Source organism: Paludisphaera soli (genome assembly GCF_011064595.1).
Classification (GTDB): Bacteria; Planctomycetota; Planctomycetia; order Isosphaerales; family Isosphaeraceae; genus Paludisphaera; species Paludisphaera soli.
On sequence record NZ_JAALJI010000019.1, the window covers coordinates 45764 to 67817 of the forward strand.

The 22054-nt window shown below is 71.9% G+C and carries 19 protein-coding genes; 5 read left to right on the top strand and 14 right to left on the bottom strand.

Annotated features, from left to right (window positions below; genetic code table 11):
• Positions 1–53: 53 nt before the first annotated feature.
• The 3 genes from G6O68_RS21255 to G6O68_RS21265 form a co-directional block, all read right to left on the bottom strand.
• Positions 54–1544, bottom strand: a complete 1491-nt coding sequence (locus G6O68_RS21255; protein ID WP_165250662.1) for an MFS transporter — start codon at positions 1542–1544, stop codon at positions 54–56.
• A gap of 113 nt (positions 1545–1657) precedes the next feature.
• Positions 1658–3151: a sulfatase gene (locus G6O68_RS21260; RefSeq protein ID WP_165250663.1), complete on the bottom strand. Its 1494-nt coding sequence runs from the start codon at positions 3149–3151 to the stop codon at positions 1658–1660.
• A gap of 33 nt (positions 3152–3184) precedes the next feature.
• Positions 3185–4609: a DUF2079 domain-containing protein gene (locus G6O68_RS21265; protein WP_165250664.1), complete on the bottom strand. Its 1425-nt coding sequence runs from the start codon at positions 4607–4609 to the stop codon at positions 3185–3187.
• A 180-nt stretch (positions 4610–4789) separates the two neighbouring features.
• Between G6O68_RS21265 and G6O68_RS21270 the strand changes: the two genes are divergently transcribed.
• Positions 4790–5647, top strand: coding sequence for a cyclase family protein (locus G6O68_RS21270; protein ID WP_165250665.1), 858 nt, complete (start codon positions 4790–4792; stop codon positions 5645–5647).
• 7 nt (positions 5648–5654) lie between these two features.
• Here the strand turns inward: G6O68_RS21270 and G6O68_RS21275 are convergent, their stop codons facing one another.
• Positions 5655–5990: a hypothetical protein gene (locus G6O68_RS21275; RefSeq protein ID WP_165250666.1), complete on the bottom strand. Its 336-nt coding sequence runs from the start codon at positions 5988–5990 to the stop codon at positions 5655–5657.
• Between the two features lie 575 nt (positions 5991–6565).
• Positions 6566–10333: a PVC-type heme-binding CxxCH protein gene (locus tag G6O68_RS21280; RefSeq protein ID WP_240911424.1), complete on the bottom strand. Its 3768-nt coding sequence runs from the start codon at positions 10331–10333 to the stop codon at positions 6566–6568.
• A 322-nt stretch (positions 10334–10655) separates the two neighbouring features.
• Between G6O68_RS21280 and G6O68_RS21285 the strand changes: the two genes are divergently transcribed.
• A complete protein-coding gene (locus G6O68_RS21285) occupies positions 10656–12473 on the top strand; it encodes a hypothetical protein (protein ID WP_165250667.1) in 1818 nt (605 codons plus the stop codon).
• A gap of 104 nt (positions 12474–12577) precedes the next feature.
• A complete protein-coding gene (deoC, locus tag G6O68_RS21290) occupies positions 12578–13267 on the top strand; it encodes a deoxyribose-phosphate aldolase (protein ID WP_165250668.1) in 690 nt (229 codons plus the stop codon).
• An 18-nt stretch (positions 13268–13285) separates the two neighbouring features.
• Here deoC and G6O68_RS21295 read toward each other — a convergent pair whose 3' ends face one another.
• The 5 genes from G6O68_RS21295 to G6O68_RS21315 all read right to left on the bottom strand — a co-directional run bounded on the left by G6O68_RS21295 (position 13286) and on the right by G6O68_RS21315 (position 17181).
• A complete protein-coding gene (locus tag G6O68_RS21295) occupies positions 13286–14260 on the bottom strand; it encodes a DUF1559 family PulG-like putative transporter (protein WP_165250743.1) in 975 nt (324 codons plus the stop codon).
• A 104-nt stretch (positions 14261–14364) separates the two neighbouring features.
• The gene (locus G6O68_RS21300; RefSeq protein WP_165250669.1) at positions 14365–15084 is read right to left on the bottom strand and encodes a zinc metallopeptidase; all 720 of its coding nucleotides are present in this window, start codon (positions 15082–15084) and stop codon (positions 14365–14367) included.
• Between the two features lie 162 nt (positions 15085–15246).
• Entirely contained in the window at positions 15247–15684 is a 438-nt protein-coding gene (locus tag G6O68_RS21305) for a DoxX family protein (RefSeq protein WP_206108171.1), read from the bottom strand.
• Positions 15685–15944: 260 nt separating this feature from the next.
• The gene (locus tag G6O68_RS21310; protein ID WP_165250671.1) at positions 15945–16640 is read right to left on the bottom strand and encodes a pirin family protein; all 696 of its coding nucleotides are present in this window, start codon (positions 16638–16640) and stop codon (positions 15945–15947) included.
• Between the two features lie 64 nt (positions 16641–16704).
• A complete protein-coding gene (locus G6O68_RS21315) occupies positions 16705–17181 on the bottom strand; it encodes a MarR family winged helix-turn-helix transcriptional regulator (protein WP_165250672.1) in 477 nt (158 codons plus the stop codon).
• A 153-nt stretch (positions 17182–17334) separates the two neighbouring features.
• Here G6O68_RS21315 and G6O68_RS21320 point away from each other — a divergent pair, with 153 nt between their 5' ends.
• The gene (locus G6O68_RS21320; protein ID WP_165250673.1) at positions 17335–17910 is read left to right on the top strand and encodes a DUF5658 family protein; all 576 of its coding nucleotides are present in this window, start codon (positions 17335–17337) and stop codon (positions 17908–17910) included.
• Positions 17911–17914: 4 nt separating this feature from the next.
• Entirely contained in the window at positions 17915–18388 is a 474-nt protein-coding gene (locus tag G6O68_RS21325) for a hypothetical protein (RefSeq protein ID WP_165250674.1), read from the top strand.
• A gap of 51 nt (positions 18389–18439) precedes the next feature.
• Here G6O68_RS21325 and G6O68_RS21330 read toward each other — a convergent pair whose 3' ends face one another.
• From G6O68_RS21330 to G6O68_RS21345, 4 genes are all read right to left on the bottom strand, one after another.
• Complete coding sequence (locus G6O68_RS21330; protein WP_165250675.1) at positions 18440–19123, bottom strand: GNAT family N-acetyltransferase; 684 nt, start codon at positions 19121–19123, stop codon at positions 18440–18442.
• Between the two features lie 17 nt (positions 19124–19140).
• Positions 19141–19983 (bottom strand): GNAT family N-acetyltransferase, encoded by an 843-nt coding sequence (locus tag G6O68_RS33350; protein WP_165250676.1) that lies wholly within the window; start codon positions 19981–19983, stop codon positions 19141–19143.
• A 20-nt stretch (positions 19984–20003) separates the two neighbouring features.
• Entirely contained in the window at positions 20004–21224 is a 1221-nt protein-coding gene (locus tag G6O68_RS21340; protein ID WP_240911425.1) for an MFS transporter, read from the bottom strand.
• Positions 21225–21339: 115 nt separating this feature from the next.
• Positions 21340–21996 (bottom strand): HEAT repeat domain-containing protein, encoded by a 657-nt coding sequence (locus tag G6O68_RS21345; protein WP_165250677.1) that lies wholly within the window; start codon positions 21994–21996, stop codon positions 21340–21342.
• Between the last annotated feature and the right edge of the window lie 58 nt (positions 21997–22054).

Genomic DNA, 22054 nt, shown 5'->3' on the forward strand with positions numbered 1-22054 from the left:
ATCGAGTGAACAAACGTTTCGGGTTGACGGTTGGAGGGTGGAGGGCGGCCGGATCAGGGCGCCGGCGGGGCCTCGACGGGCGGGGCGGTCTTGACCGGCCTCGGGGCCGCGGCGCGGAGGTTGGCGAGCATCAGGGCCGATTCGCCCGGCAGGTGGCGGGCCCCGCAGAGCAGGACGACGAATGCGGCCAGCAGCGTCGGCGCCGCGACCAGCATCGCGGCGGCCAGGTTCTCGGGAGGTCGGCCGCCGACGGCCCGGGGGACGGCCCCCAGCGCGGCCAGGGCCCGGCCGAACGGCGTGGCCATCGCGTCGGCCTGGCCGAAGACCTCGGCGGCCCAGGCCATCAGCCGGGGCCCCCAGGCGTCCCCCAGCAGGTGCGAGACCGTCAGGGCGGACCCGAACGCGACCCCTCGCATGTTCGGCGCGGCGACCGACGCCAGGATCGCGTGGCAGGGGCCCAGGTTGGCCGCCAGCAGCGCGACCACCGCGAACAGGACGCCGAACTGCCAGGGCCGGGCCGGTCCCAGGGCCATCACCAGCCAGAGCGGAGCCGCCAGGAACGCCGCCGCCGCCGGGACCAGGAAGTAGGCCCGGGGGTCGGTCCTCGCCCAGCGGTCGGCCAGCCAGCCGCCGGCCAGCAGGCCCACGGCCGCCGCCGCCGGCGGGAGGGTCGCGGCCACGATCGCCGCCTGCGGTTCGGAGAGTTTCCGCACCCCCACCAGGAACGTCGGCAGCCAGGCCTCCAGCCCGCCGATCGCGAACCCGGTGAACGTCAGGCCGAAGACGGCGTACGTGAACGACGAGTTGACCATCAGATCCACGTAGTCCTCGCCGCTCGCCCCCTCCGCCTCGTGCCGTCGCAGGCGGGGGATCGCGACCCCCTCGCTCACGCCCCGCACCGGGTCGGGCAAGGTCAAGCTCGCCATCGCCAGGACGAGGGCCGGGGCGCCGGCGAACAGGAACGCGGTCTGCCAGGTCGTGACGTCGGCCAGCGCCGGGCCCAGGCCCAGGGCCGTCGCCGCGCCGACGGGCCCGGCCAGGAAGTAGACCGCCAGCACCCGCGCGCGGGCCGTCCGGGGGAAGAGGTCCATCAGCATCGTCAGGGCGACGACGCCGAAGGTCGCCGTGCCGACCCCCACCAGGGCCCTCGCCCGCTGGAGCGTCCCGAACGACGACGCCAGGCCGGTGCCGACGCTCGCCAGCCCGAAGACGGCGATCCCCAGGGCCAGCAGCCGGGGGCGCCGCATGCGGTCGCCGAAGAAGCCCAGCGCCGGGGCCGCCAGCGCCGCGGCGATCAGCGGCAGGGTCTCCAGCCAGTCGGCCTGGTCCTCCCAGAGGTCCAGCTCGAGGCCCAGCGGCCGGATCAGCGCGGTGAAGAGCCAGCGGTCGACCGAGGCCAGGACGTTCGCGAGGAACAGGAAGCCCAGCAGCCCCCACGCCCACCACGGAGCCGGCCGGGGGTCGGGGACGCCCCCGAGGGGATCGGGCCGCGTCGTCGGCCTCCGCTCCCCTCCCTCGATCGGCTCGTTGCTCGGCTGGCTCACGGACGTGGCACTCCGCTTCGATCGTCCCCTGGTCGACCCGAGCCAGAGTCCAGGAGACGATCGTACGCCACCACCGGCGCGGCGTCCAGGGGGCGGCCGGCCGCCGTCCCGGGTCAGCCGCGGCGGGCGACGTCGCGGATGGGTGGGAGTTCGTCGAGCCCTTCGCGCGGGACGGCCTCGACGAACCGTCGGAGGGCGAGTTCCAGGTGCTCGGCGGCCTCGCCGTGCTGCTCGATGACGTTGTTCTGGTCCCAGCGGTCCTCGGGCTTGCGGTACAGTTCGGGGCGTCGCGGCTCCTCGGGGTCGTCGACCAGGGGGAGAATCATGTGCCAGACGTGGGTGCGGATGGCGTACTCCTCCACGTCCATGCCCATCACGGCGTAGTCGCGGATCTTGGTCTGCTCGCCCCGGATGAGCGGCAGGAGGTCGCGGCCGTGGATCGGCGGCGCGTCGTCGGGGGGCTGGACGCCGAAGAAGCCCAGGAGCGTCGGCAGCAGGTCGACGGTCTGGACGATCGCCTGGTGGCGCATGCCGCCGTGCTTCGCCCCGGGCATCCTCACGATCAGCGGGGTGTGGACCAGCTCCTCATAGAGCCAGGGGCGGAACCGGCGGACGTAGCCGTGCTCGCCCAGGGGCTCCCCCTGGTCGCTCGTGAAGATCAGGAGCGTGTCCTCGTCGCGGCCCAGGCGTTCGAGCGCGTCGAACAGCTCGCCGAGCCAGCGGTCGACCAGGGTGACGGCCCCGGCGTAGGTGCGGCGGAGGCGGTACAGCTCGGCCTCGCCGATCACGTCGCCCACGGCGCCGGCGGGGACGTCGATCAGCACGGGGACGTCCTCGACGTCGATCTCGGGCTCGTCCTCGTCGGAGTCGTCCACGAGGTCCCCCTCGTCGTCGGACTCGAACTCGTCGGGCTCGATGGTGGCGTACTGGTCGCGATACGGGTCGGGGAGGTCCCAGGGCCCGTGGGGGCTGAACAAGTCGAGCCAGAGCAGGAACGGCTCGGGGTCGTCCTTCCGGCGGTCGAGCCAGTCGATCGCCGCCTTGACGGTGCGGGCCGCGCCGGTGTTCTCCTCCCGGTCGGTCCGCAGGGCCTTGCGGTTGCGGAGGAACTGCTCCCAGCGGGTCCGCCAGCGCTCGGCCGATTCGGGGTCGTCCTCGTCCTCGGGCGGCAGGCGCAGGCCGGGCTCGTCCTCCAGGCGGACGCCCCGGGCGCGGGGGTCGTCGGCGGGGATGTAGGGGTCGTAGCCCTGGCCCCGGATCCAGATCACGTCGTCGAACCCGCGGCCGTAGCCCATGCCGGTCTCGCGCAGGAACGGCACGTCGGAGATCAGGGCCGTCCGCACGCCTTGAGGGCTGAGGAGGTCGGGGAGGATCCGCTCGTCCGGGCGTAGGGGGGTCCAGCCGAGGTCGGGGTCGGTCAGGCCGTATCGGCCCGTCCACCAGCTCCTCCGGGTGGGGAGCGTGGTCAGGTTCTCCGGGAAGTGGTGGTCGAAGACGACCCCCTGCGCGGCCAGGCGGTCGAGGTTGGGCGTCTCGATCCACGCGTTCCCGTAGGCCCCGAGGAATCCAAGATGCACGCTGTTGCAGGCGACGACGATGGCGTTCATGGGGCCCATTGTAATGACGCGCCCGCCCTTCGACTACGGCGTCTCCGCTCGCCTCAAAACGACCAGCGACGGCCCCCGGTGGACCACGGCGAACCCCTGCGGGGTGAACGTGACCGCCGGGTCGCGGCCGGGGACCTTCCAGAAGATCCAGCGGAACTCCGGGCCGAGCTGGGGGTACCCCTTGGGCTCGTTGATCGTCAGCACGTGGCTGTACAGGGCCTTGCGCGACGAGAGCGGGGCCGTGAACTCGTACGAGGCCAGCACCGCGTCGTCCGGCTCGACCTGGCGGGCCCAGGCCCAGTAGGGCTCCACGTCGGCGGCGGCGACCGGCGGCGGGATCGCCTCCATCCGCCGCAGCGTCTCCCGCAGGCCGAACGCCGACGACCCCGCCGCCGCCAGCCAGACCAGCGCCAGGATCGCAGGCCCGCCGCGCCGGCCTTCCAGCCGGGCCGCCAGCCGGGAAAAGCCGATCAGCCCGGCGGCCAGCATGGTCGCGACCGTCGGCACAGCGTAGCGGACGTGGTGCCACGAAGGCTCCGCCAGCATCCGCATCGCCCACTGGCCGTTGCATAGGCTCCAGAGCCAGGGCGCCGCCAAAAGCGCCGCGGCGGGCGAAAGCAGGGCCAGCCAGAGCCAGGGGCCCAGGCCGTCGCGCACCACCCAGAACATCGTCCCGAGCGTCTCGACGAGGGTCGGCTTGCCGCCCAGGAACTGGTCGACGTACGCCTCGGGCCCGCGGCTGCTGACCACCAGGAACAGGTAGCCGAAGAACGCGAAGAGCATCCAACCCAGGCCGACGTCGAACAGGACGAGCCGCCAGAGGGCCTTGCGGCCGACGTCCTCGTCCTCGCGGGCGGGCAGGAACGCCAGGCTGGCGACGATGATCGCGAACTCCTGCCGGCAGGCGAGCATCCCCGCCACCCCCGCCGCCGCCAGCCCGGCCCGCCGACTCCGCACGCCCTGGTAGGCCCAGAGCACGAACGGGATCCCCATCGACAGCTCCCGGAAGTCGTTCCAGGCGAGCGGCCAGATCAGCGGCGCCATCGGCACCAGGGCCGTCGCCGCCAGCGCCGCTCGGGTCGAGCCCGACTCCGACCGGGCGAGCGTGAAGGCCGCCGGGATCAGCCACCAGAAGATCACGTTCTGGACGACCAACAGCGTGCGAGGGTCCGGGAACGCCGCGTACAGAGGCGCGATCAGGAATCGCACCGGCGCCAGGTAGTTCGACTTCCAGACCGACGGGCCCTCGATCGCGTAGGCCGCGATCGGTTGCACGGAGAGGACCCCGTCCCCCTTCGTCAGCGCCCAGTACCACTGGTTGTAATAGGCCAGGTCCCACGACCACCCCAGTTGCAGGTCGTGATACCGCCGGAGCGCCTGCGTGGTCGTGGTCGCCGTGAGCACGGCCGTGAGCAAGGCCACCAGCAGCCAGGAGCCGATCCGCCCGTCGATCCGCATGAAGGATCTCCCGTCGCCTCACCCAGCCGGGGCCTCCCCGGACCGATCGTCGCATTATAAGCAATCGGCGGCGCGCATCGGCGCGGCGATTCGCGTCGCCGGCCCTTCCGCCCCTCGGGTGGGTTAGGATGGCCGGGCGGGATTGGGTCGAGGAGGGGCGGTCCATCGAGGAGCAGAGACATGACGCGGCGACGATGGTTCGGCGCGGGGGCTTCGGCGGCGGTCGTCCTGATCGGGACGGCCGCCCTGCCGATCGGCGGAGGCGACCGGGAGCCCGCCAGGCCGCCGCTCTGGGAGATCCTGGCGAAGCTCCAGGAGGGGCGGTTCGTCGACCTGACGCACGCGTTCGAGCCCGGCGTGCCGCACTGGTCGGGCGCGCCCGACGAGGCGGTCGAGACGCTCTACGATCACGAACCGGCGCGGGGCAGCATGGGCTCCGGCCTGCTGATGCACCGCTACAGCCTGGTCGGCCAGTGGGGGACCCACGTCGACCCGCCCGCCCACTTCGTCAAGGGCCTGCGGACGGTGGACCAGATCGACGTCCGCGAGATGGTCCTGCCGCTCGTCGTGATCGACGTGCACGAGGCGGTCGCCCGCGACGCGGACTACACGGCGACCCTGGACGACGTGCTCGCCTGGGAACGTCGGCGCGGCCCGATCCCCGACGGCGCGTTCGTCGCACTGCGGACCGATTGGTCGAAGCGCTGGCCAGACCCGGAAATGATGCGCAACCCGGACGCGCGAGGCGTCTCGCACACGCCCGGCTGGGGGCGCGAGGCTTTGCGTCACATCCTGGAGACTCGCGGGGCCACCGCCATAGGCCACGAGACCCTGGACACCGACCCGGGATCGGCCACGAGTCGGGGCGACTACGGCCTGGAGCGGTACGTCCTGGGCCGGGATCGGTATCAGATCGAGGCCCTCACGAACCTGGATCAGTTGCCCGAGGCGGGCGCGATCGTCGTGGCGGCCTTCCCCAGGCCGCGCGGGGGCTCGGGCTTCCCGGCCCGCGTCTTCTCGATCGCTCCGAAGCCGTGACGGCGGCTCAGTCCACGCGCGGGTCCTCGGCCGCGACCGGGGGGAGGTCGAGCACGCCGCGGACCGTCGTGCGGCGGGCGACGCGCTCGCCCGGGATCGGCGTCTCCTCGGGACGGACTGTGATGTCACGCGCGGTCTCGTCGCGGTTCCAGAGTCGGTCGACTCCCAGACGGTCGAGCAGCGGCTCGCGCTGGACCTTGGAAGTCCGGGCGAACGGCGAGGGGTTGTCGAACGAGACCGCGCACTCGGGCTCGCACGGGCGATGCAGGCAGCGCGAGCCGGCGCAGCCGCTGAGGGCGAGGATCGTGGTCCCGACGACCAGGGGCCGGATCGTTCCGCGCATGGGTCTCCCTCCTGACCCGCGCGTGGCGCGGGCCTCGTGAAATTGCAGAACCGCCGAGAGTGGCGGAATGTCCTGGGCTCGACGCGAGGCCGACCTAGCTGCCGGGCTCGAAGTGATGGACATCCCTAAAGCAACCGCGGCGCCGAATCCCACGCGCTGCCCGCGAGAGGCCCGGCGGGGGGTGGCTTCGCGAGGGTCCGGGAAACCTGGTAAGCCTGGGCCCGCCTCAGGAAGCAGGACGGCGGGCGTCGGCCAGACGCGCGGGGCGACCCAGTCCAGGAAGCGGGAAACCGGGTGCCGTCTCGCGCAAGCGCCGCATTCGGATGGTTGATGACTCCCTTCCACCCTGGCGGGGGAAGGTGGCCCGCAGGGCGGGATGAAGGGGGGGGCGGGCAGGACGACTCTCGGTGTTTCAACAGGGCCTTCCGAGGCCGTCGGCCGTACGGGCCGAGCTTCGAAATCCCCCGACTCCCCGCGAGCGTCCCCCCCTCAACCGACCCCTGCGGGGTCTGCCTTCCCCCGCCAGGGGGGAAGGCGTCGGTACGCCCGTCCTTCGAATTGATGGGGTCGGCCCCTCAGCCGCCGGGCTTGGGGGCCGGGCTGGGGTTCTTAAGCGATTCCAGGTACGCGATGAGGTCGGCGAAGTCGGTGGGGGCGATGCCCTCGGCCAGTCCGGGGGGCATGATCGAGACGTCGCCGCGCTTGCGGTCCTCGATGCGGTCGGCCTCGATCCGCACGAGCTTGGCGTCGGAGTCCTGGATCTCCACGGCGTCGGCGGTGTCGGACTTGAGGACGCCCGAGACGACCCGGCCGTCGTCGAGGGCCAGGACCACCGGCTCATACCCGCTGGAGATCTTCGCCGAGGGCTGCAGCACGGCCGTGATCAGTTCGTCCCTCGGGTACTTGGCCCCGACGCTCGACAGCTCCGGCCCGACCGTCGACCCGCCGGGGGCGACGGCGTGGCACTTGATGCACGCCAGGCCCTTCAGGTCCTCGAAGATCGCCTTGCCCTTCGCCGGGTCGCCGCCCCCCATGACCGCCCGGGCGCGGTAGGCCTCGGGGTCGAAGCCGCCGGCCGCCGGCTCCTTCAGGAAGGCGTAGTCGGCCGCGCCCGCGACGGCCACCGAGAAGTCCCAGGGGCCGCCGTCGTTGCCGCAGCGTACGACGATCCTGTTGGCCCCCCGCTTCAGCTTGACCTCGAAGCGGTCGGCCTCGGGCGAGTAGCCCCGGTTCTTGGGGAAGTCGTAGACCTGTTCGCCGTCCACCCAGACGGTCAGGGTGTCGTCCGAGCCCACGGCGAACGAGGCGACGCGGTCGGTCGGGCTCTCGACCTCGGCGACGGCGAAGGCCGAGCGGTCCCCGCCGCCGACGATCCGTTCCAGGTTGACCCGGCCGCGACGGTCGCGCGGCTGGACGGCCTTCCACGAGACCTTACGGCCGTCGAGTCCGTCCAGCTCCGCCTTGGGGTCGATCGATCCGTCGAGCGGGAACGGCGGCGGGGCCTCCTTCTCGAAGGGGCCGACGACCTGCCAGGCGAGGATCGGCGCGGTCACGGTGAACGCCTCGCGGAGGTCGGCCACGGCGGCGGCCGGCAGTTCGCGACGCGCCGCCAGTTGGTCGAGCCGGGGGACGGCCTGATCCTTGAGCCGGGCGAGCGCGGCGGCCGCCCGCTTGCGGAGCGCGGGGCTCCTGTCGCCCAGCGCGCCGAGGTAGACCGGCATCGCCTCGAAGACAGGGTTGGCGGCCAGGGCCTCGACCGCCTCGTACCGCACGTCCTCGCGGTCGGCTGCGGCGATCAGGGCGGGGACCGACGCCGGGTCGGCGAGCGTCCCGAGCGCCTCGACGGCCCGCTTGCGGACCTCCAGGGCCGGGTCGTCGAGCCGTCCCCGGATGGCGGCGAGGGCCGAGTCGGGCGCCTCGCCCTTCCGATCCCCCAGCACCGAGGCCAAGGCGTCGACGGCCGCCTCGCGGACGGCCGGCGCGGGGTTGTCGAGGGTCTTGACCAGGGCCGAGACCGCCGAGCCGGCCTGGAAGCGGCCGAGTGCCGCGACCACCCCCTTGCGGCGGTCGTCGCCCAGCGAGGGGTCGTCCAGCACCCCCAGCAGCACATCGGTCGCGCGGTCGCCGCCGATCGCCTCCACCGCCTGCAGGGCGGCGTCGCGGACCGCCTGGGGGCCGTCCGGGTCGCGAACGACCGAGGCCAGCGCGGGGAGCGCCTCGGCGTCGCCCAGGACGCCGAGGGCGCGGGCGAAGGCGGCGCGGGCGTCGGGGTCGGCCTCGTCCGGGAACCGGGCACGGACGAGGTCCTTCGCGGACTCGTCCTTCACCTCGGCCGCGGCGTCGGCGGCTGCGGCCCGGACGGCCGGCGCGGGGTCGCCGATCCGGGCCCGGATCGCGTCCAGCACGAAGGGCGTCTCCTCCCAGTCGACGGTCCTCGCCGGGGCCTTCCCCTTCGCGGGCTGGGTCCCCCACCACTTGCCGTCCCACGGGGGCGTCTCGCGGGCCGACGAGGCCAGCCGGCGCACGGCCAGGGCCCGTTCGGACGCCTCCCCGCCGCCGGCCGCGAAGTCGGCCAGCACCTTCACCGCCTCCTTGCGATAGACCCCTTCGAGGGCCAGCAGCAGCCCATCACGAACCTTGGAATCGGGCGACGCGAGCCCCTGCCCCACCCTGTCCCAGTCGCCGATCCGGGCCAGGGCCTTGCGGGCGGAGAAAGCGAGGTAGGGGTCGGGGTCGGCGACGATCGGCGTGATCGCCGCGACGGCCTCGGGCGCGCCGACCCGCCCCAGGGCGACGATGGCCTGGAGCCTCACCGAGGGCTCGGGGTCGTTCAGCCTGGCGACGAGCGCGTCGGTCGCGATCGGCCCGTAATCCAGCCCGATCGCGCGGGCGGCCTGGGCGCGGACGTCGGCCGAGGAGTCGTCCAGGGCGGCGATCAGGGGCTCGATCCCGAGCGGCGAGCGGGGGGCGATCCCGGCGACGGCCCAGGTCAAGTGCCGGCGGGCGACCTCGGGGGTCTCGGGCTTCGCCAGCGCGGCCGTCACGTCGGCCAGGGCCGCTTCGCCCCGAGCGATCAGCGCGTGCTGGGCGCGGAGCCGTTCGGCCCGCGCAGGGTGGTCGAGCTGGGCGATCAGCGCGGGCGTCGGGTCGGCGTCGGAGCCCCGGGGCCGGCGGGCCGGGGCCCGGTCCGCGCCCTCGCCGGCGTAGGTCACGGCGTAGACGCGGCCGAGTTTGTCCTTCTTCTCGCCCCAGCCCCCCATCGACCAGTCGGCGACGTACATCGTCTCGCCGTCGTGGGAGAGGGCCAGGTCGATCGGCCGGAAGTCCTCGACCTCGCCGGGCTGGACGAAGTCGATCACGTCGGCGACCTCGAAGCTCGCCCCCTTGGGCTTGAACCGGAAGGCCCGCACGGAGCGCTTGCCCCACTCGGCCCAGAAGGCCCGGCCCCGGAACTCCTCGGGCCAGGCGTCTTCCTCGTAGACGACGCCGCCGCACGGGGAGCCGCCGCCGTACTCGGCCATGTGGGGGAGGATCCTGTCCTTGCGGTCGTGGTAGTCGAAGGGGTAGCCGAAATAGCCGCCGTCGACGTGATGCTCGACCCGCGTCCACCAGCCCAGGCCGTCGTCGGTGTTGTCGTAGGTGAAGAGGTGGTCGCGGGCGTCGAGGTTCGGCTCCAGGTGGTTGCGCGTGCCGGAGGAGAGGACTTCCAGCCCGGTCCCGTCGGGCCGGCAGCGGACCACGCCGCCCCCCTTGAGCTGAATCGTCCGGCCGTCGGGCCCGGTGGCCTTCGGGACCCCCTTGTCCCCCACCGAGATGTAGAGGCAGCCGTCCATGCCGATCTGGATGCCCGAGACGATGTGGTCGTTCAGCATGTTCGGGAAGCCGGGGCCGACCCCCATGTCGGTGAACAGCTCTTTCCGCTCGTCGGCCTTGCCGTCGCCGTCGGTGTCGCGGAGGACGGTCAGGTTGGGCATGTTCATGACGTACAGCGCGCCGTCGCGCCAGAGCATGCCGAAAACGGCGTTGAGCCCCTCGGCGAAGACCGTCGGCTCCTGCCCCGGCCGGAACAGCAGGACGCGGTCGATGGGCTTGTCGGCCGGGCCGATCTGGTCCATCGGGTCCTCGCCGACGAACAGCGAACCGTCGGGCGCCGTGGCGAGCTGGCACGGGTAAGACACCGCCGGAACCGCCGCGACCAGGCGGATCTTGAAGCCGTCGGGCACCTTCGGCAGCTCGCCGCGGGCGGAGGAACCGAGCGAGAGCCCGACCAGGGCGATCGCCCCGAGGAGCCGGGATGATCGCGGGAGGGCGGACCGCGTCCGCGGAAGAGGGGCCGAGGGCATGGGGCGCGTCCTGTGGTGGGGATCGGATGAGCGTTCGACGAGGGATGGCCGCGATTGTACAACCCCTGTCGAATGGGCGGCAACCTCGCGACCCCAGGCTCCGACCTCGCCGCCCAATCGGCGATTTCCTTCGCCAGACCCCCTAGCCCTCCCATGTCGCTCTCGCTCGGGAGATGGCGACCGTTGCAATCGGCCGGGACGGACGAATCGTTTCAAGCGGGCCGACGCAAGGGGTCGATAAGACCGCCGTAGGCCGTGCGTCCGGACCAAGGACGAAGGGACGCGCGGCGACGGCTGGACACGCGGCCGGGAGATCGAGACTGTGGCGAACAAGGCGACCCAGGACGGATGGAAGGCGGGTGCGATCCGGGCATGGGCCCTGACGCTCGGCCTCCTCGCGCCCTGGCCTCCCGCCTCGGCCGCCCCCGGCGACGATCAGGTCGCGCCGATCTACCACAAGGAGCGCTCGTTCCGGATCCCGTTCGACCTGGGGGGCCAGGACCTCTCGCGGATCAAGGAGCTGCAGCTCTGGGCCTCGGAGGACGCCGGGTTCCACTGGAACTCCGTGAGCCGGACGACGCCCGACCAGAAGGTCTTCACGTTCCGGGCCCGCCGCGACGGCGAGTACTGGTTCGCGGTCCGGACCATGTCGACCAGCGGCCAATTCTCCCCCGCGACCGACGAGACGATCCGGCCGGGCCTGAAGGTGATCGTGGACACCCTGCCGCCGAGCCTGGTCCTGGAGGCGAACGGCCGCCAGGGGAGCCTGGCGAAGGTGCGTTGGGAGGTCAAGGACGAGAACCTGGACCTGAAGTCGCTCGCCGTGGAGTATCAGGTCGCCGGCGCCCGCGACTGGAAGCGGGTGCCGATCCGCCGCGCCACCGCGCTGGGGACGGAATCCTGGGACGCGAACACGGTGGAGTCGATCCGGGTGCGGGCCTCGGTGGCGGACCGGGCGGGGAACGTGGCGCAGCAGCAGATCGAGCTGTCCGAGGGGGCCTCGGCCCCGCTGGACATGTCGTCCATCGATCCCGAAGGGGCCTCGGCCCCGCCGGTGGAGCCGTTCCGCCGGAGCCGCTCGCCGATCGAGCCCGACTCCAGCTTCACGCCGGTCGAGGACGATCCGGCCCCGGCCTCCCGCCCCGTCGCGGGGGCCTGGGGCAGCGAGGGCAAGCGGCCGATCGCCCGGCAGGCCCGCGCGGGGTCGGACGCCCTGGTGAACTCGTCGCCGCCGGCCCCGGACTGGGACGCCGGCTCTCGATCCGGGGGCGCCGGCTCGCCCGCGCCGGCCGCGGCCTCGGAATTCGCCGGGTCGACGGACTCGGCCGGGATGGGGGCCTCCAATCGCCCCCCCGGATTCCCGGATCCGTTCCCGAACCCCGAGCCGGCCTCGAGCGCCGGCGGTTTCCCCAGCCCGATGGGCGGCGGCGGCCTCGCCGACGGGGCGGGCCCCGGCCCCGAGGGGGGCGGCGGGACGATGCTGGTAGGCGACCCGCGATTCAAGCTTCAGTACGCGGTCGACGACGCGGGGCCCGGGGGCCCGGCGGTCGTCGAGCTTTGGATGACCCGCGACGGCGGCCGGACCTGGATCCGTCGCGGCGAGGACCCCGACCGCACCTCCCCGATAGACGTCGACCTCGGCGGCGAGGGAACCTTCGGCATCAGCCTGGTCGCCCGCTCCAGCTCGGGCCTGGGTGACCAGCCCCCCTCGTCCGGCGACCGTCCCCAGACCTGGGTGGAGGTCGATTCCACGCCGCCCAGCGTCCAGCTCTTCCCGGTCCAGATCGGCTCCGGCGTCCACGCCGGCAAGGTCGCGATCTCGTGGCGGGCGGGGGACCTGCACCTGGCCCCCAAGCCCGTCTCGATCCTCTGGCGCCCCGAGCAGGCGGGGGCGTCGTGGGTGCCGGTGGTCGACTCGCAGGACGCGGTCGGCCAGTTCGTCTGGACCGTCCCCCCCAACTTCCCGCCCAAGTTCCACGTCCGGGTCGAGGCGGTCGACAACGCGGGCAACCGCAACGGGGCCGAGACCTCCGAGGCCAACCCCGTCATGGTCGACCGCAGCCGACCCAAGAGCCGGATCATCGGCCTCGACTCCAACGCCCGCTCCGGCGACGGGCCGAGCGCCCACCCCATCCGCTGACGCCTCGTCGCACGCTCCCCTTGCCAGTCAGGGCTGCGCGGGCCACAATCGGCCCGATCGACCCACCACCCACGAGACCTCCCCCCTCCCGGAGCCCGCGCGCGATGGCCCTCGAACTGACCTACGACCTGATCGCCAAGCGGATCGACCATTCGCTCCTCCAGCCCACCCTGACCGAGGAGGAGATGGAGGCCGGCTGCCGCGTGGCCGCCGAGTACGGCGTCGCCAGCGTCTGCATCAAGCCCTTCGCCGTCCCTCTGGCCGCTCGAATCCTGCGCGGGACGGGGGTGGAGGTGGGGACGACGATCGGCTTCCCGCACGGCGGCCACGCCACGAGCGTCAAGGTGTTCGAATCCCAACAGGCCATCGACGACGGGGCGACCGAGCTGGACATGGTCGTCAACATCGGCCAGGTCCTCGGCGGCCAGTGGGCCGCCGTGGCCGTCGACATCCGGGCCGTCGTCGAGACCGCCCACGAGCGCGACGCGGTGGTGAAGGTGATCTTCGAGAACTGCTACCTGACCGACGAGCAGAAGATCCGCCTCTGCCACATCTGCGGCGATGTCGGCGCCGATTACGTCAAGACCTCGACCGGCTACGGCACCGGCGGGGCGACCCACGAGGACCTGATCCTCATGCGCAAGTCGTCCCCCCCGGGCGTGAAGCTCAAGGCCGCCGGCGGCGTCCGCACGCTCGACCAGGCCATCGCCGTCGTCGAGCTTGGCTGCGACCGCTTCGGGGCCTCCAAGACCGCCGAGATCCTCGACGAGCTGAAAGGCCGCCTCGCCCGCTGAGTGTCGGCCGTCCGGGGTCTACCGATCGGGGCCGATCTCGCCGCCGGCGCGCGTGCCCATCGCCCGCCAGGTGGCCCGGTCCACCCCTCGGCCGACGAGGCTCACATGCCCGTCGGCGAGGAGGACGTTCACCCCCGAGGGATGTCGGCTGGCCGCCGTGCACGAGCCGATGAAGGCCCAGCCCGCACCCGCCTCGTAGCAGCTGCGGGAGTTGGGCTCGGCCCCGTGGTCGTAGAGGGTGCCCATGTGGGCCCCCAGGATCCACCACCCGCCCTTGGTGTAGCCGTCGACGATAAAGCCATCGGCAGGGGAGGCCGCGCACGCCCGAGCGAACTGTTCCGGATCGTCCGGCCTTGCGACGGGTCCCGTCGACAGCGGATAGATGTCGCGGGCGGGGTCGCCGGGATCTTCCAGCGTCCTCGGGTTGATGAGCCATTCCGAAACCGCCGCCGTGGTGCTGAGGCCGTCGGTCGCGTCTCGGAACCCGAAGTGCGCGGCCGGCCGGGGCGGGATCGATCCGCCGTCGATCCCGTAGTCGAACAGGCCCGTCGGGCGATAGCGGGCGATGTCGCCGGCGTTGCCCGCGTAGCTCGTCCACCTCCCGTCGGGCGGCGTCCGGTCCGAGGGGCAGAGGAAGGCCGCGACGGCCGTCCGCCCGGCCGTGAGGTTGTAGAACAGGAACGGAGGTGGCGTCTCGAAGTTGATCGAGGCGTAAAGCGCGGACTGCTCCAGGTGGGGGAGCAGGGCCGCGTGGAGGGACTGGCCCCGGCCCCCCTTCCCTGCCGGCAGGATTTCCCAGGAGCCCGAGTAGGCGTGCAGGGCGAGCCCCATCTGACGCAGGTTGTTGGAGCAGACCGCCCGCCGCGCCGACTCGCGCGCCGCCTGCACGGCGGGGAGCAGCAGCGCGATCAGCAGGCCGACGATCGCGACCACCGTCAGCACTTCGATCAGCGTGAAGCCTCGACGCGCGGCCGGAAGGGCGGGATGGGGCATGGCGCCACAGCTCCCCGGGTAGGACGGCGAGGGGCGGATTCGGGACGATGCTCGACGCATCGTAACAGGATCGGCGGGCCCGTCCAGGAAGATCCTCTCCTCGATCAGGCCGTGCGGTCGTCGCCGCCTCGGCCGCCGCGGTTCAGCGCGCCCGAGCGGAGGATGAAGTAGGCGAGTTGGGCGACGCCCGTGAGGGTCGCCGCGACGTAGGTCATCGCCGCAGCGTTCAGCACCTTGCCGACGACCACGTCCTCCTCGGGCGAGACCAGGCCCGACTCCTGGAGCATCGCCCGCGCGCGGCGGCTGGCGTTGAACTCCACCGGGAGGTTCACCACCTGGAACAGCACCGCCAGCGAGAACAAGGCGATCGCGACGTACATCAGGGCCGGCCACTGCAGCGCGATGCCGCCGATCAGGAGCAGCATCGAGGCGTTCGAACCCAGCCCCGCCAGCGGCACCATCAAGTTGCGGACGACCAGGAGCGGGTAGTGCGTCGCGTCCTGGATCGCGTGCCCGGCCTCGTGCGCCGCGACGCCGACCGCCGCGAGCGAATCTTCCTGGTAGTTCCCGGCCGAGAGTCGCAGCACCTTATGGGACGGATCGTAGTGGTCGGTCAACTGGCCGGCGACCGGCTCGATCGCGACCCCCCTCACGCCCCCTTCTTGCATGACCACCTGCGCCGCCTGCGCGCCGGTCACCCCCGAGGACGCGCGGTACCGCGACCCTTCGCGGTACGCCGACATGATCCGGGACTGGGCCCAACCGGCCAGCAGCAGGGCCGGCGTGACCAGGAGCAGATAGAGGGGATCGGCGCCGAAGAACATGGGAGCTTGCCTCGCAGGGGTCGGGACGCGACGTCGTCTCGGGACGGAAGCGATCATCCGTCATGCGCAAGACTTACGCAAATCCCGATCCGAAAATGAGCCGAGGCGCGAAAAATCGGCCGGGCCACAGGGCCCGGCCGCAATCCGCGTCGAGGTCGAGGTTCAGGCCTCGGGCGCGACAGGTCGAACGAAGGGCCGGCGGGCGTCGAGGCTCCAGGCCCCGCCGCCGTTGGCGACCAGGAAGAGCATCGCGCCGGCCATCGACAGGTTCTTCATGAACTGGATCGTCTCGGCCTGCGCCGCGTCGCCGCTCACGGCCCAGAAGTTGTGAAAGTAATACGTCGTGGGCACCAGGAACAGGAACAGCAGCAGCGCGCCGAGGCGCGTCTTGTAGCCGAGGATCACCGAGACGCTCCCCGCGACCAGGAAGAGGATCGCCGGGGCGAGCAGGAGCTTCGGGGCCGGCACGCCGTGCGCCGCCATGTACTCGGTCACCGCGCCGTAGTTCGGGATCTTGTTCCCCACCGCACTCATCAGGAAGATCGTCGCGAGCGCCACGCGCCCCACCACGCTGAGCAGACCCTGCCACGCCGGAACCATGGGAACCTCCTTCATAAAACTTGGGGAACACTTGTGGATTTGTTCCTTCCCCCCTTGCGGGGGAAGGTGGCCCGGAGGGCCGGATGAGGGGGGACGAGCGAGAAGACTGTCGCAGATCCGGGCAGTCTCCCCGAGGCCGTCGGCCATGCAGGCCGGGCTTCGAATCCCTCGACTCCCCGCGAGCGTCCCCCCCTCATCCGACCGCTTTGCGGTCTGCCTTCCCCCGCCAGGGGGGAAGGCATTATCAGCAGGCCGTCGCCTCAGCTCAGGTCGAACAGCATGACCTCGGCGGGCCCGTCGGCGCGGAGGGTCAGGGACGTCTCCTCGCTGACGGCGGCGCCGTCGCTGGTCTCCAGGGGGACGCCGTTCAGCTCGACCGAGCCCCGCAGGACCTGGAGCCAGGCGTGGCGGCCGGGCTCGATCGATCGCGTCAGCGAGTCGCCGGCGTCGAGGCTCGCCAGGTGGATCGACGCGTCCTGGTGGATCTTCAGCGAGCCGTCGCGGGCGTCGGGCGAGGCGACCAGTTGCCAGGCGCCCTGGCGCGGGGCCTCGGGGAACGCCTTCTGCTCGTAGCCGGGCTCCAGGCCGGCCCGCTCGGGGAGCAGCCAGATCTGGTACAGGTGCACCGGCTCGTCGGACGCGTTCATCTCGCTGTGGCGGACTCCCCTCCCGGCGGTCATGCGTTGGAGTTCCCCGGCGCGGAGGACCGAGGCGTGGCCCATGCTGTCGCGGTGGCCGAGGGCCCCGGACAGGACGTAGGTGACGATCTCCATGTCGCGGTGGCCGTGCTCGCCGAACCCGCCGCCGGCCTGGACCACGTCCTCGTTCATCACGCGGAGCGTCCGGAAGCCCATGTGCTCGGGGTCGTGGTAGGTGTTGAACGAGAACGTGTACGCCGTCTGGAGCCAGCCGTAGTCGGCGGAGCCGCGGTCGGATGCTTTGCGAATCGTGATCATGACTGCAAATCCTTACATAAATGCCGTGCACGAAGGAACGACGGTCGAAGCGGACGCTCCGCCGCTACGGCCCTTCGAGCGGCTCCCGGACCCTATCCAGCAGGCGGTCGAGCGCGTCCAGCTCGGCCGGCGAGAGGACCGAGCAGACGCGGCCCTGCAGCTCGCGGAGCGGGCCGTCCAGCCCCGCCAGGATCGCCTCGGCCTTCGGCGTGATGACGACGAAGACCACCCGACGGTCCTCCTCGCAACGCCGACGCTCGACCAGTTCCAGCTTCTCCAGGCGGTCGACCAGGCCGGTGATGCCGGGGGTCTCGGTGAGCATCCGGCCGGCGATCTCGGTGATCGGCGTCGGCCCGCCGAGCCCCCGGAGGATCCGCAGCACGTTATACTGGGCGTGCGTCAGGCCGTGCTCGCGGAGCAGCCGGCCCGCGTGCGACTGCACCCGGTCCGCCGTCCGCACGAGGTTCAGCATCGCCGCCTCCTCCTTCGTGCCGAACGGCTCCCGCTTGCCGATCCGCCGCCCCAGGTCGCTGCCGGTCATCGCCCACCTCCCGTCGCTCGGCCTCTGTCTCACACGTCATTAGTTTACGCGTCAATTAATATCGCGTCAAGTACCGTCGGTGGATTCCGCTGGACGGCGCGGCCGCGTGCATGGTGTGATCACCGGTCGGATGTGACGGCGAGGGGGGCGATCATGGCGACGGACGACGCGAAAACGGCCCGGCTCCCCTGCCCCTGGTGCGGCCTGGAGTCGTCGGGGGCGGATACGCGCCGGCCGGGACGCTGCCCGCACTGCGGGGCTCCGCTGACGACCGCCCGCGCGCCCGAGCCCTACGTACTGGCGGAGCCGATCCCGCCGGCTCCTCCGCCTCCGGTCCCGCCCCCGGCCCCTTCGCGACGCACGGTCCGTGTCGCCTGGCGGGACTTCTTCCACGAGACGGCGCGCCGCGGGAGCCTCCTGGAGGGCGAGATCGTCGCCCTGGTCCTGCTCAGCGTGGCCGACCTCATGACCACGTACCACCTGCTGCGGGCGCACCCGAAGTTCTACGAGTCGAACCCGATCGCCCAGTTCGTCTTCGCCCGCTGGGACATCGCCGGGATGGCCGTCTTCAAGTTCTCGGTCGTCGCCTTCGTGGTCGTCGTCGGCGAGGTCGTCGAGCGCCGCCGCCCGGGCCTCGGCCGCTTCGTCATCCTCGTGGGCTGCCTGGCCTCGGCCCTCGTCGTCTTCCAGGGAATGCGGCTGGCCTTCGGCCACCTCGGCGGGGAGTGATGGCGTGGCCTCCGACCGAGCGATGGGAGGGTTGGTTCTGATGGACGAGGCTTCGAGTCAGGCTCTTGAGGAATCGATACGCTTCTACGCCGATCTGCATCAAGAGGTGGAGTCGCCGCCGTGCGGGGGCATGCTGCGCGGTCTCGGCCCTCGTGGCGTCCGGGTGGTCGCCGAACTCATGCGGGATTCGATCCACGAGGGTGATGCGTCGGTCGCCGGTTATTGCGTCGACCTCCTCGCCCATTCCGACCTCCCTGGCAGCGTCGAAGCCCTGACCGATATGCTGGCCGCCGCGATCGGCGTCGCACCTTTGCCGGATGAAATCCTCGAGGAGTTGTTCGACGACGCGGTCCAATACGATCGCTTCCTGGGCGATCCCCGCTTCCTGTCGACGGCTCGGGCGTTGATAGGACGTTGGAACAACAGTCAATTCGATCAGTTCCTCGCCGTCGCAGAGAGGCGTCTCCATGTGAATTGATGAGGCGACGCCGAGCGCTGGCTGTGATTCGTGATTTACGACGTACGATCGTTACCAATGACCATCCCCGTCGCGACGGACGCGGGCGAGCGGTAGGTCCTTGCGATGGACGAAGCCCGCCTTCTCGTAGGCGGACCGCGCGGCGTGGTTTTCGGCGTCGACGTGTAGGAAAGGCGTGAGGTCCTCGCCGAGGATCGCGGCGACGAGCCGGGAGACGAGCCGCCCGGCGTGGCCGCGGCCGCGATGCTCCGGCCGGGTGGCGACGCCGCTGATCTCGCGATGGCCGTCCAGGGCCATCCGCTGCCCGGCCATCGCGATGAGCCGCCCCCCCTCGCAGACGCCCAGGTACAGGCCCATGGCGATCGTCCGGGGCCGGAAGTAGCCGGGGTAGATCTCGGCCATCAGGTCCAGCATGGCGGGGACGTCGGCCGGGCCCAGGATCGCGACGCGCCCGTCGACCTCCGTCGCGACGGCCGGCCCGTCGAACACCATCTGCGACACCAGCGCCCGGCGTTCGACGATCCAGCCGGGGAGCGCCGGCGGGATGACGCCGACGAGGGTCAGCGTCTCGGCGGGTTCCGCCAGCGTGCGCAAAGCGGCGGCGGCCTCGGGCCCTTCGTCGGCCACGGCGAGGAACGGCGCCATGTCGGCGGGGTATCGGCGCGCGCGGTCGTCGCCCCGGGCGAGGTGGGCGTGCCGCGTCGCGAGCGCGCTCCAGATGACGTTGTCGAGCATGGGCCCGGCCCCCGAGGTCAGCCCGTTTCGAACGCGGTGAGCCCGTAGATCCGGTCGAGCGGCAGGCCCGGGTCGCCGCGCAGGTACATGCGGTCGCAGGCGAAGCCGGGGGTCAGGCCGTGGCGATGCGCGAGCGCCAGGGCCTCGCGGTTCGGCTCGGGGACGTCCAGGTAGATCGGTTCGTTCAGGCCGTGGTTGGCGAGGGCCGCGAAGAGGGCCTCGGCGACGCGGCCGTCCTCGGCGAACAGCGGGCCGATCTTGCGGCCGGTCGCGGCGGGACGCAGCACGCCGAAGCCGCCGATCGAGCCCCCTTCGACGAACGCCAGGGCGACCGCGCCGGGCTGAGCGATCCAGCTCGCCAGGAAGCCCGCCCGATGCGCGGGGAAGTGGCGGGCGTCGTAATCCGCGAGGGCCTCGAAGGGGACCTGCCGGGCGTCCACGATCGCCGCGTGGGGCTCGGTCGTCCTCCGGGGCGTGAAGGCGTATCGGGTGCTCCGGTGGGCCGTGCGGTAGCCGAGGCGGGCGTACTTCTCGACCATCGCGGGCACGCCGTCGATCCCCGCGTTGCGGTCGCCGACGTGCCGCAGCCGGGCCTGCGTGATCGCGTAGCCGTAGCCCCGGCCCCGGAACTCGGGCTCGACGATGTAGAGGCCGCAGAAGGCGAAGGCGTCGTCATAGGCCACCGCCGAGGCGCGGCCCACGACTCGGCCGTCCAGGACCCCCATGAAGAACCCGGACGGGTCGATCGCCCAGAAGCACTCGGCGTCGTTCCGGCCGGGGTTCCAGCCCTCTCGCGCGGCGGCTTCGAGGGCCAGGTCCAGCTCGCGACGGGTCATCGGCTCCACTCGGAACGTACTCATCGACTTCTCTCCCCGGAGGCTCAGGCCGGCCTCGCCTTCAGGTCCGGCAGGAAGGCGGTCAGCACGCCGATCAGCGGGAGGAACGAGCAGACGTGGTAGACGTACTCGATGCTCGTCCGGTCGGCCAGCACCCCGAGCACGGCGGCGCCCAGGCCCCCCATGCCGAACGCGAAGCCGAAGAAGAGGCCCGCCACCAACCCTACCCGGCTCGGGAGGAGTTCCTGCGCATAGACGATGATGGCCGAGAACGCCGAGGCCAGCACCACACCGATCGGGACAGTCAGGACGACCGTCCAGAAGAGGTTCGCATAGGGCAGGATCAGCGTGAACGGCACCACGCCCAGGATCGACGCCCAGATCACCGCCTTGAACCCGATCCGGTCGCCGATCGGCCCGCCCGCCAGCGTCCCGGCCGCCACCGCCCCCAGGAACACGAACAGGTAGAGCTGCGACGCCTGCACCGAGACGCCGAACTTCTCCATCAGGTAGAAGGTGTAATAGCTCCCCAGGCTCGCCATGTAGAAATACTTGGAGAAGACCAGGACCAGCAGGATCGCGATGGCCGAGGTCACGCGCGCCCGCGATAGCGTCGAGTGCCCGAAGGCGTGGGCGGGCTTACGGGCGGCCCGGCCGTCGGCCAGCCTGCGGCCGTACCAGCGGCCCACCGCGTAGAGGATGGCGATGGCCGTCAACGCGGCGGCCGAGCACCAGGCGATGCTCCCCTGCCCGAACGGCATCACGATGTACGCGGCCAGAAGCGGCCCGAGCGCCGTCCCCGCGTTCCCGCCGACCTGGAAGAACGACTGCGCGAAGCCGTGCCGCCCCCCGGACGCCAGCCTCGCCACGCGCGAGGCCTCCGGGTGGAAGACCGAAGACCCCACCCCCACCAGCCCGGAGGCCAGCAGGATCGCCCCGAAACGGTTCGCCCCGGCGAGCATCAGCAGGCCGACGAACGTGAAGACCATCCCGAAGGCCAGCGAGAACGGCCTCGGCCGGCGGTCGGTCGACAGCCCCACCACCGGCTGCAACAGCGACGCCGTCGCCTGGAAGGTGAACGTGATGAGCCCCACCTGCGTGAACGTCAGCGCGTACTTGTCCTTCAGCAGCGGATAGACCGCCGGCATCAGCGACTGCATCGCGTCGTTGAGCATGTGCGAGACGCTGAGCGCGACCAGCACCGCCGCCGTCGTCCCCTCGGCCAACCGTCTCCCGTCCACCCCGACCGTTTCGGCGCTCGCCAAAGTCCCCTCCTCCGCCAACGACCCCCGCGCGGAACGGACGTCCGATCCGATCCCCGATTGTACGATCCCGAGCAAGACACCCAAGCCCGCCGGAGGGTTCCCGGCGGGGCCGCGATCAAGGCCCGGCGTCCCCGAGCGCTCGCTCGATCGTTTCGAGGGCGAGGATCGCCGCCCGGCCGACCTCTCGCTCCGCGTCCGCAACTCGCTCGGCGTCCCACACGCATTCCCGAAGGGCCGGGATCGCCTCGCGGGCCGCCGCCCCCATCCGGCCCAGCGCCCCCGCCGCGGCGAGCCTGACGTCGGCGTCGTCGGAGCGGAGCGCCGCGACGAAGAGCGGGGCGAGCCGCTCCCCGGGGGCGGGGAGGCGCGCCTCGGCGACTTCGCCGGCGTAGGCGCTTAGCGCGAGGGGGAGGCCGTTTCCCCACAAGAGACGCAGGGTCGTCCTCTCGATGACGTCGATCCACGTCGCCAGCTTGCGGCGGTCGTCCGGCGTGATGAGGCCGTTGCGGGGGAGCATCCCGGACTCCTTCACGCCCCAGAGCCGGGCGGTCTGGCACATGTCCCATAAGGCGTGCACCAGGCTCCGATCGACGAGGGGACCGGATCCGAGGTGCTCCGCGACGGCCGCGATCGCCTCCAAGACCTCCTCGAAGTTCCGGTCGTCGAGCCCGCAGTAGGGACGCAGCGACCCGATCAGGCCGGTCGCCATTTTCGGCCCGTCTTCGGTCCCGGCGTGCATTCGGATGATAGACAGGGCATCGGTGAACGTCATGGCCTTCGCCTCTTGATAAATTCACCGTCGTGGACGATCCGCGTAGGCCGCGACGAGA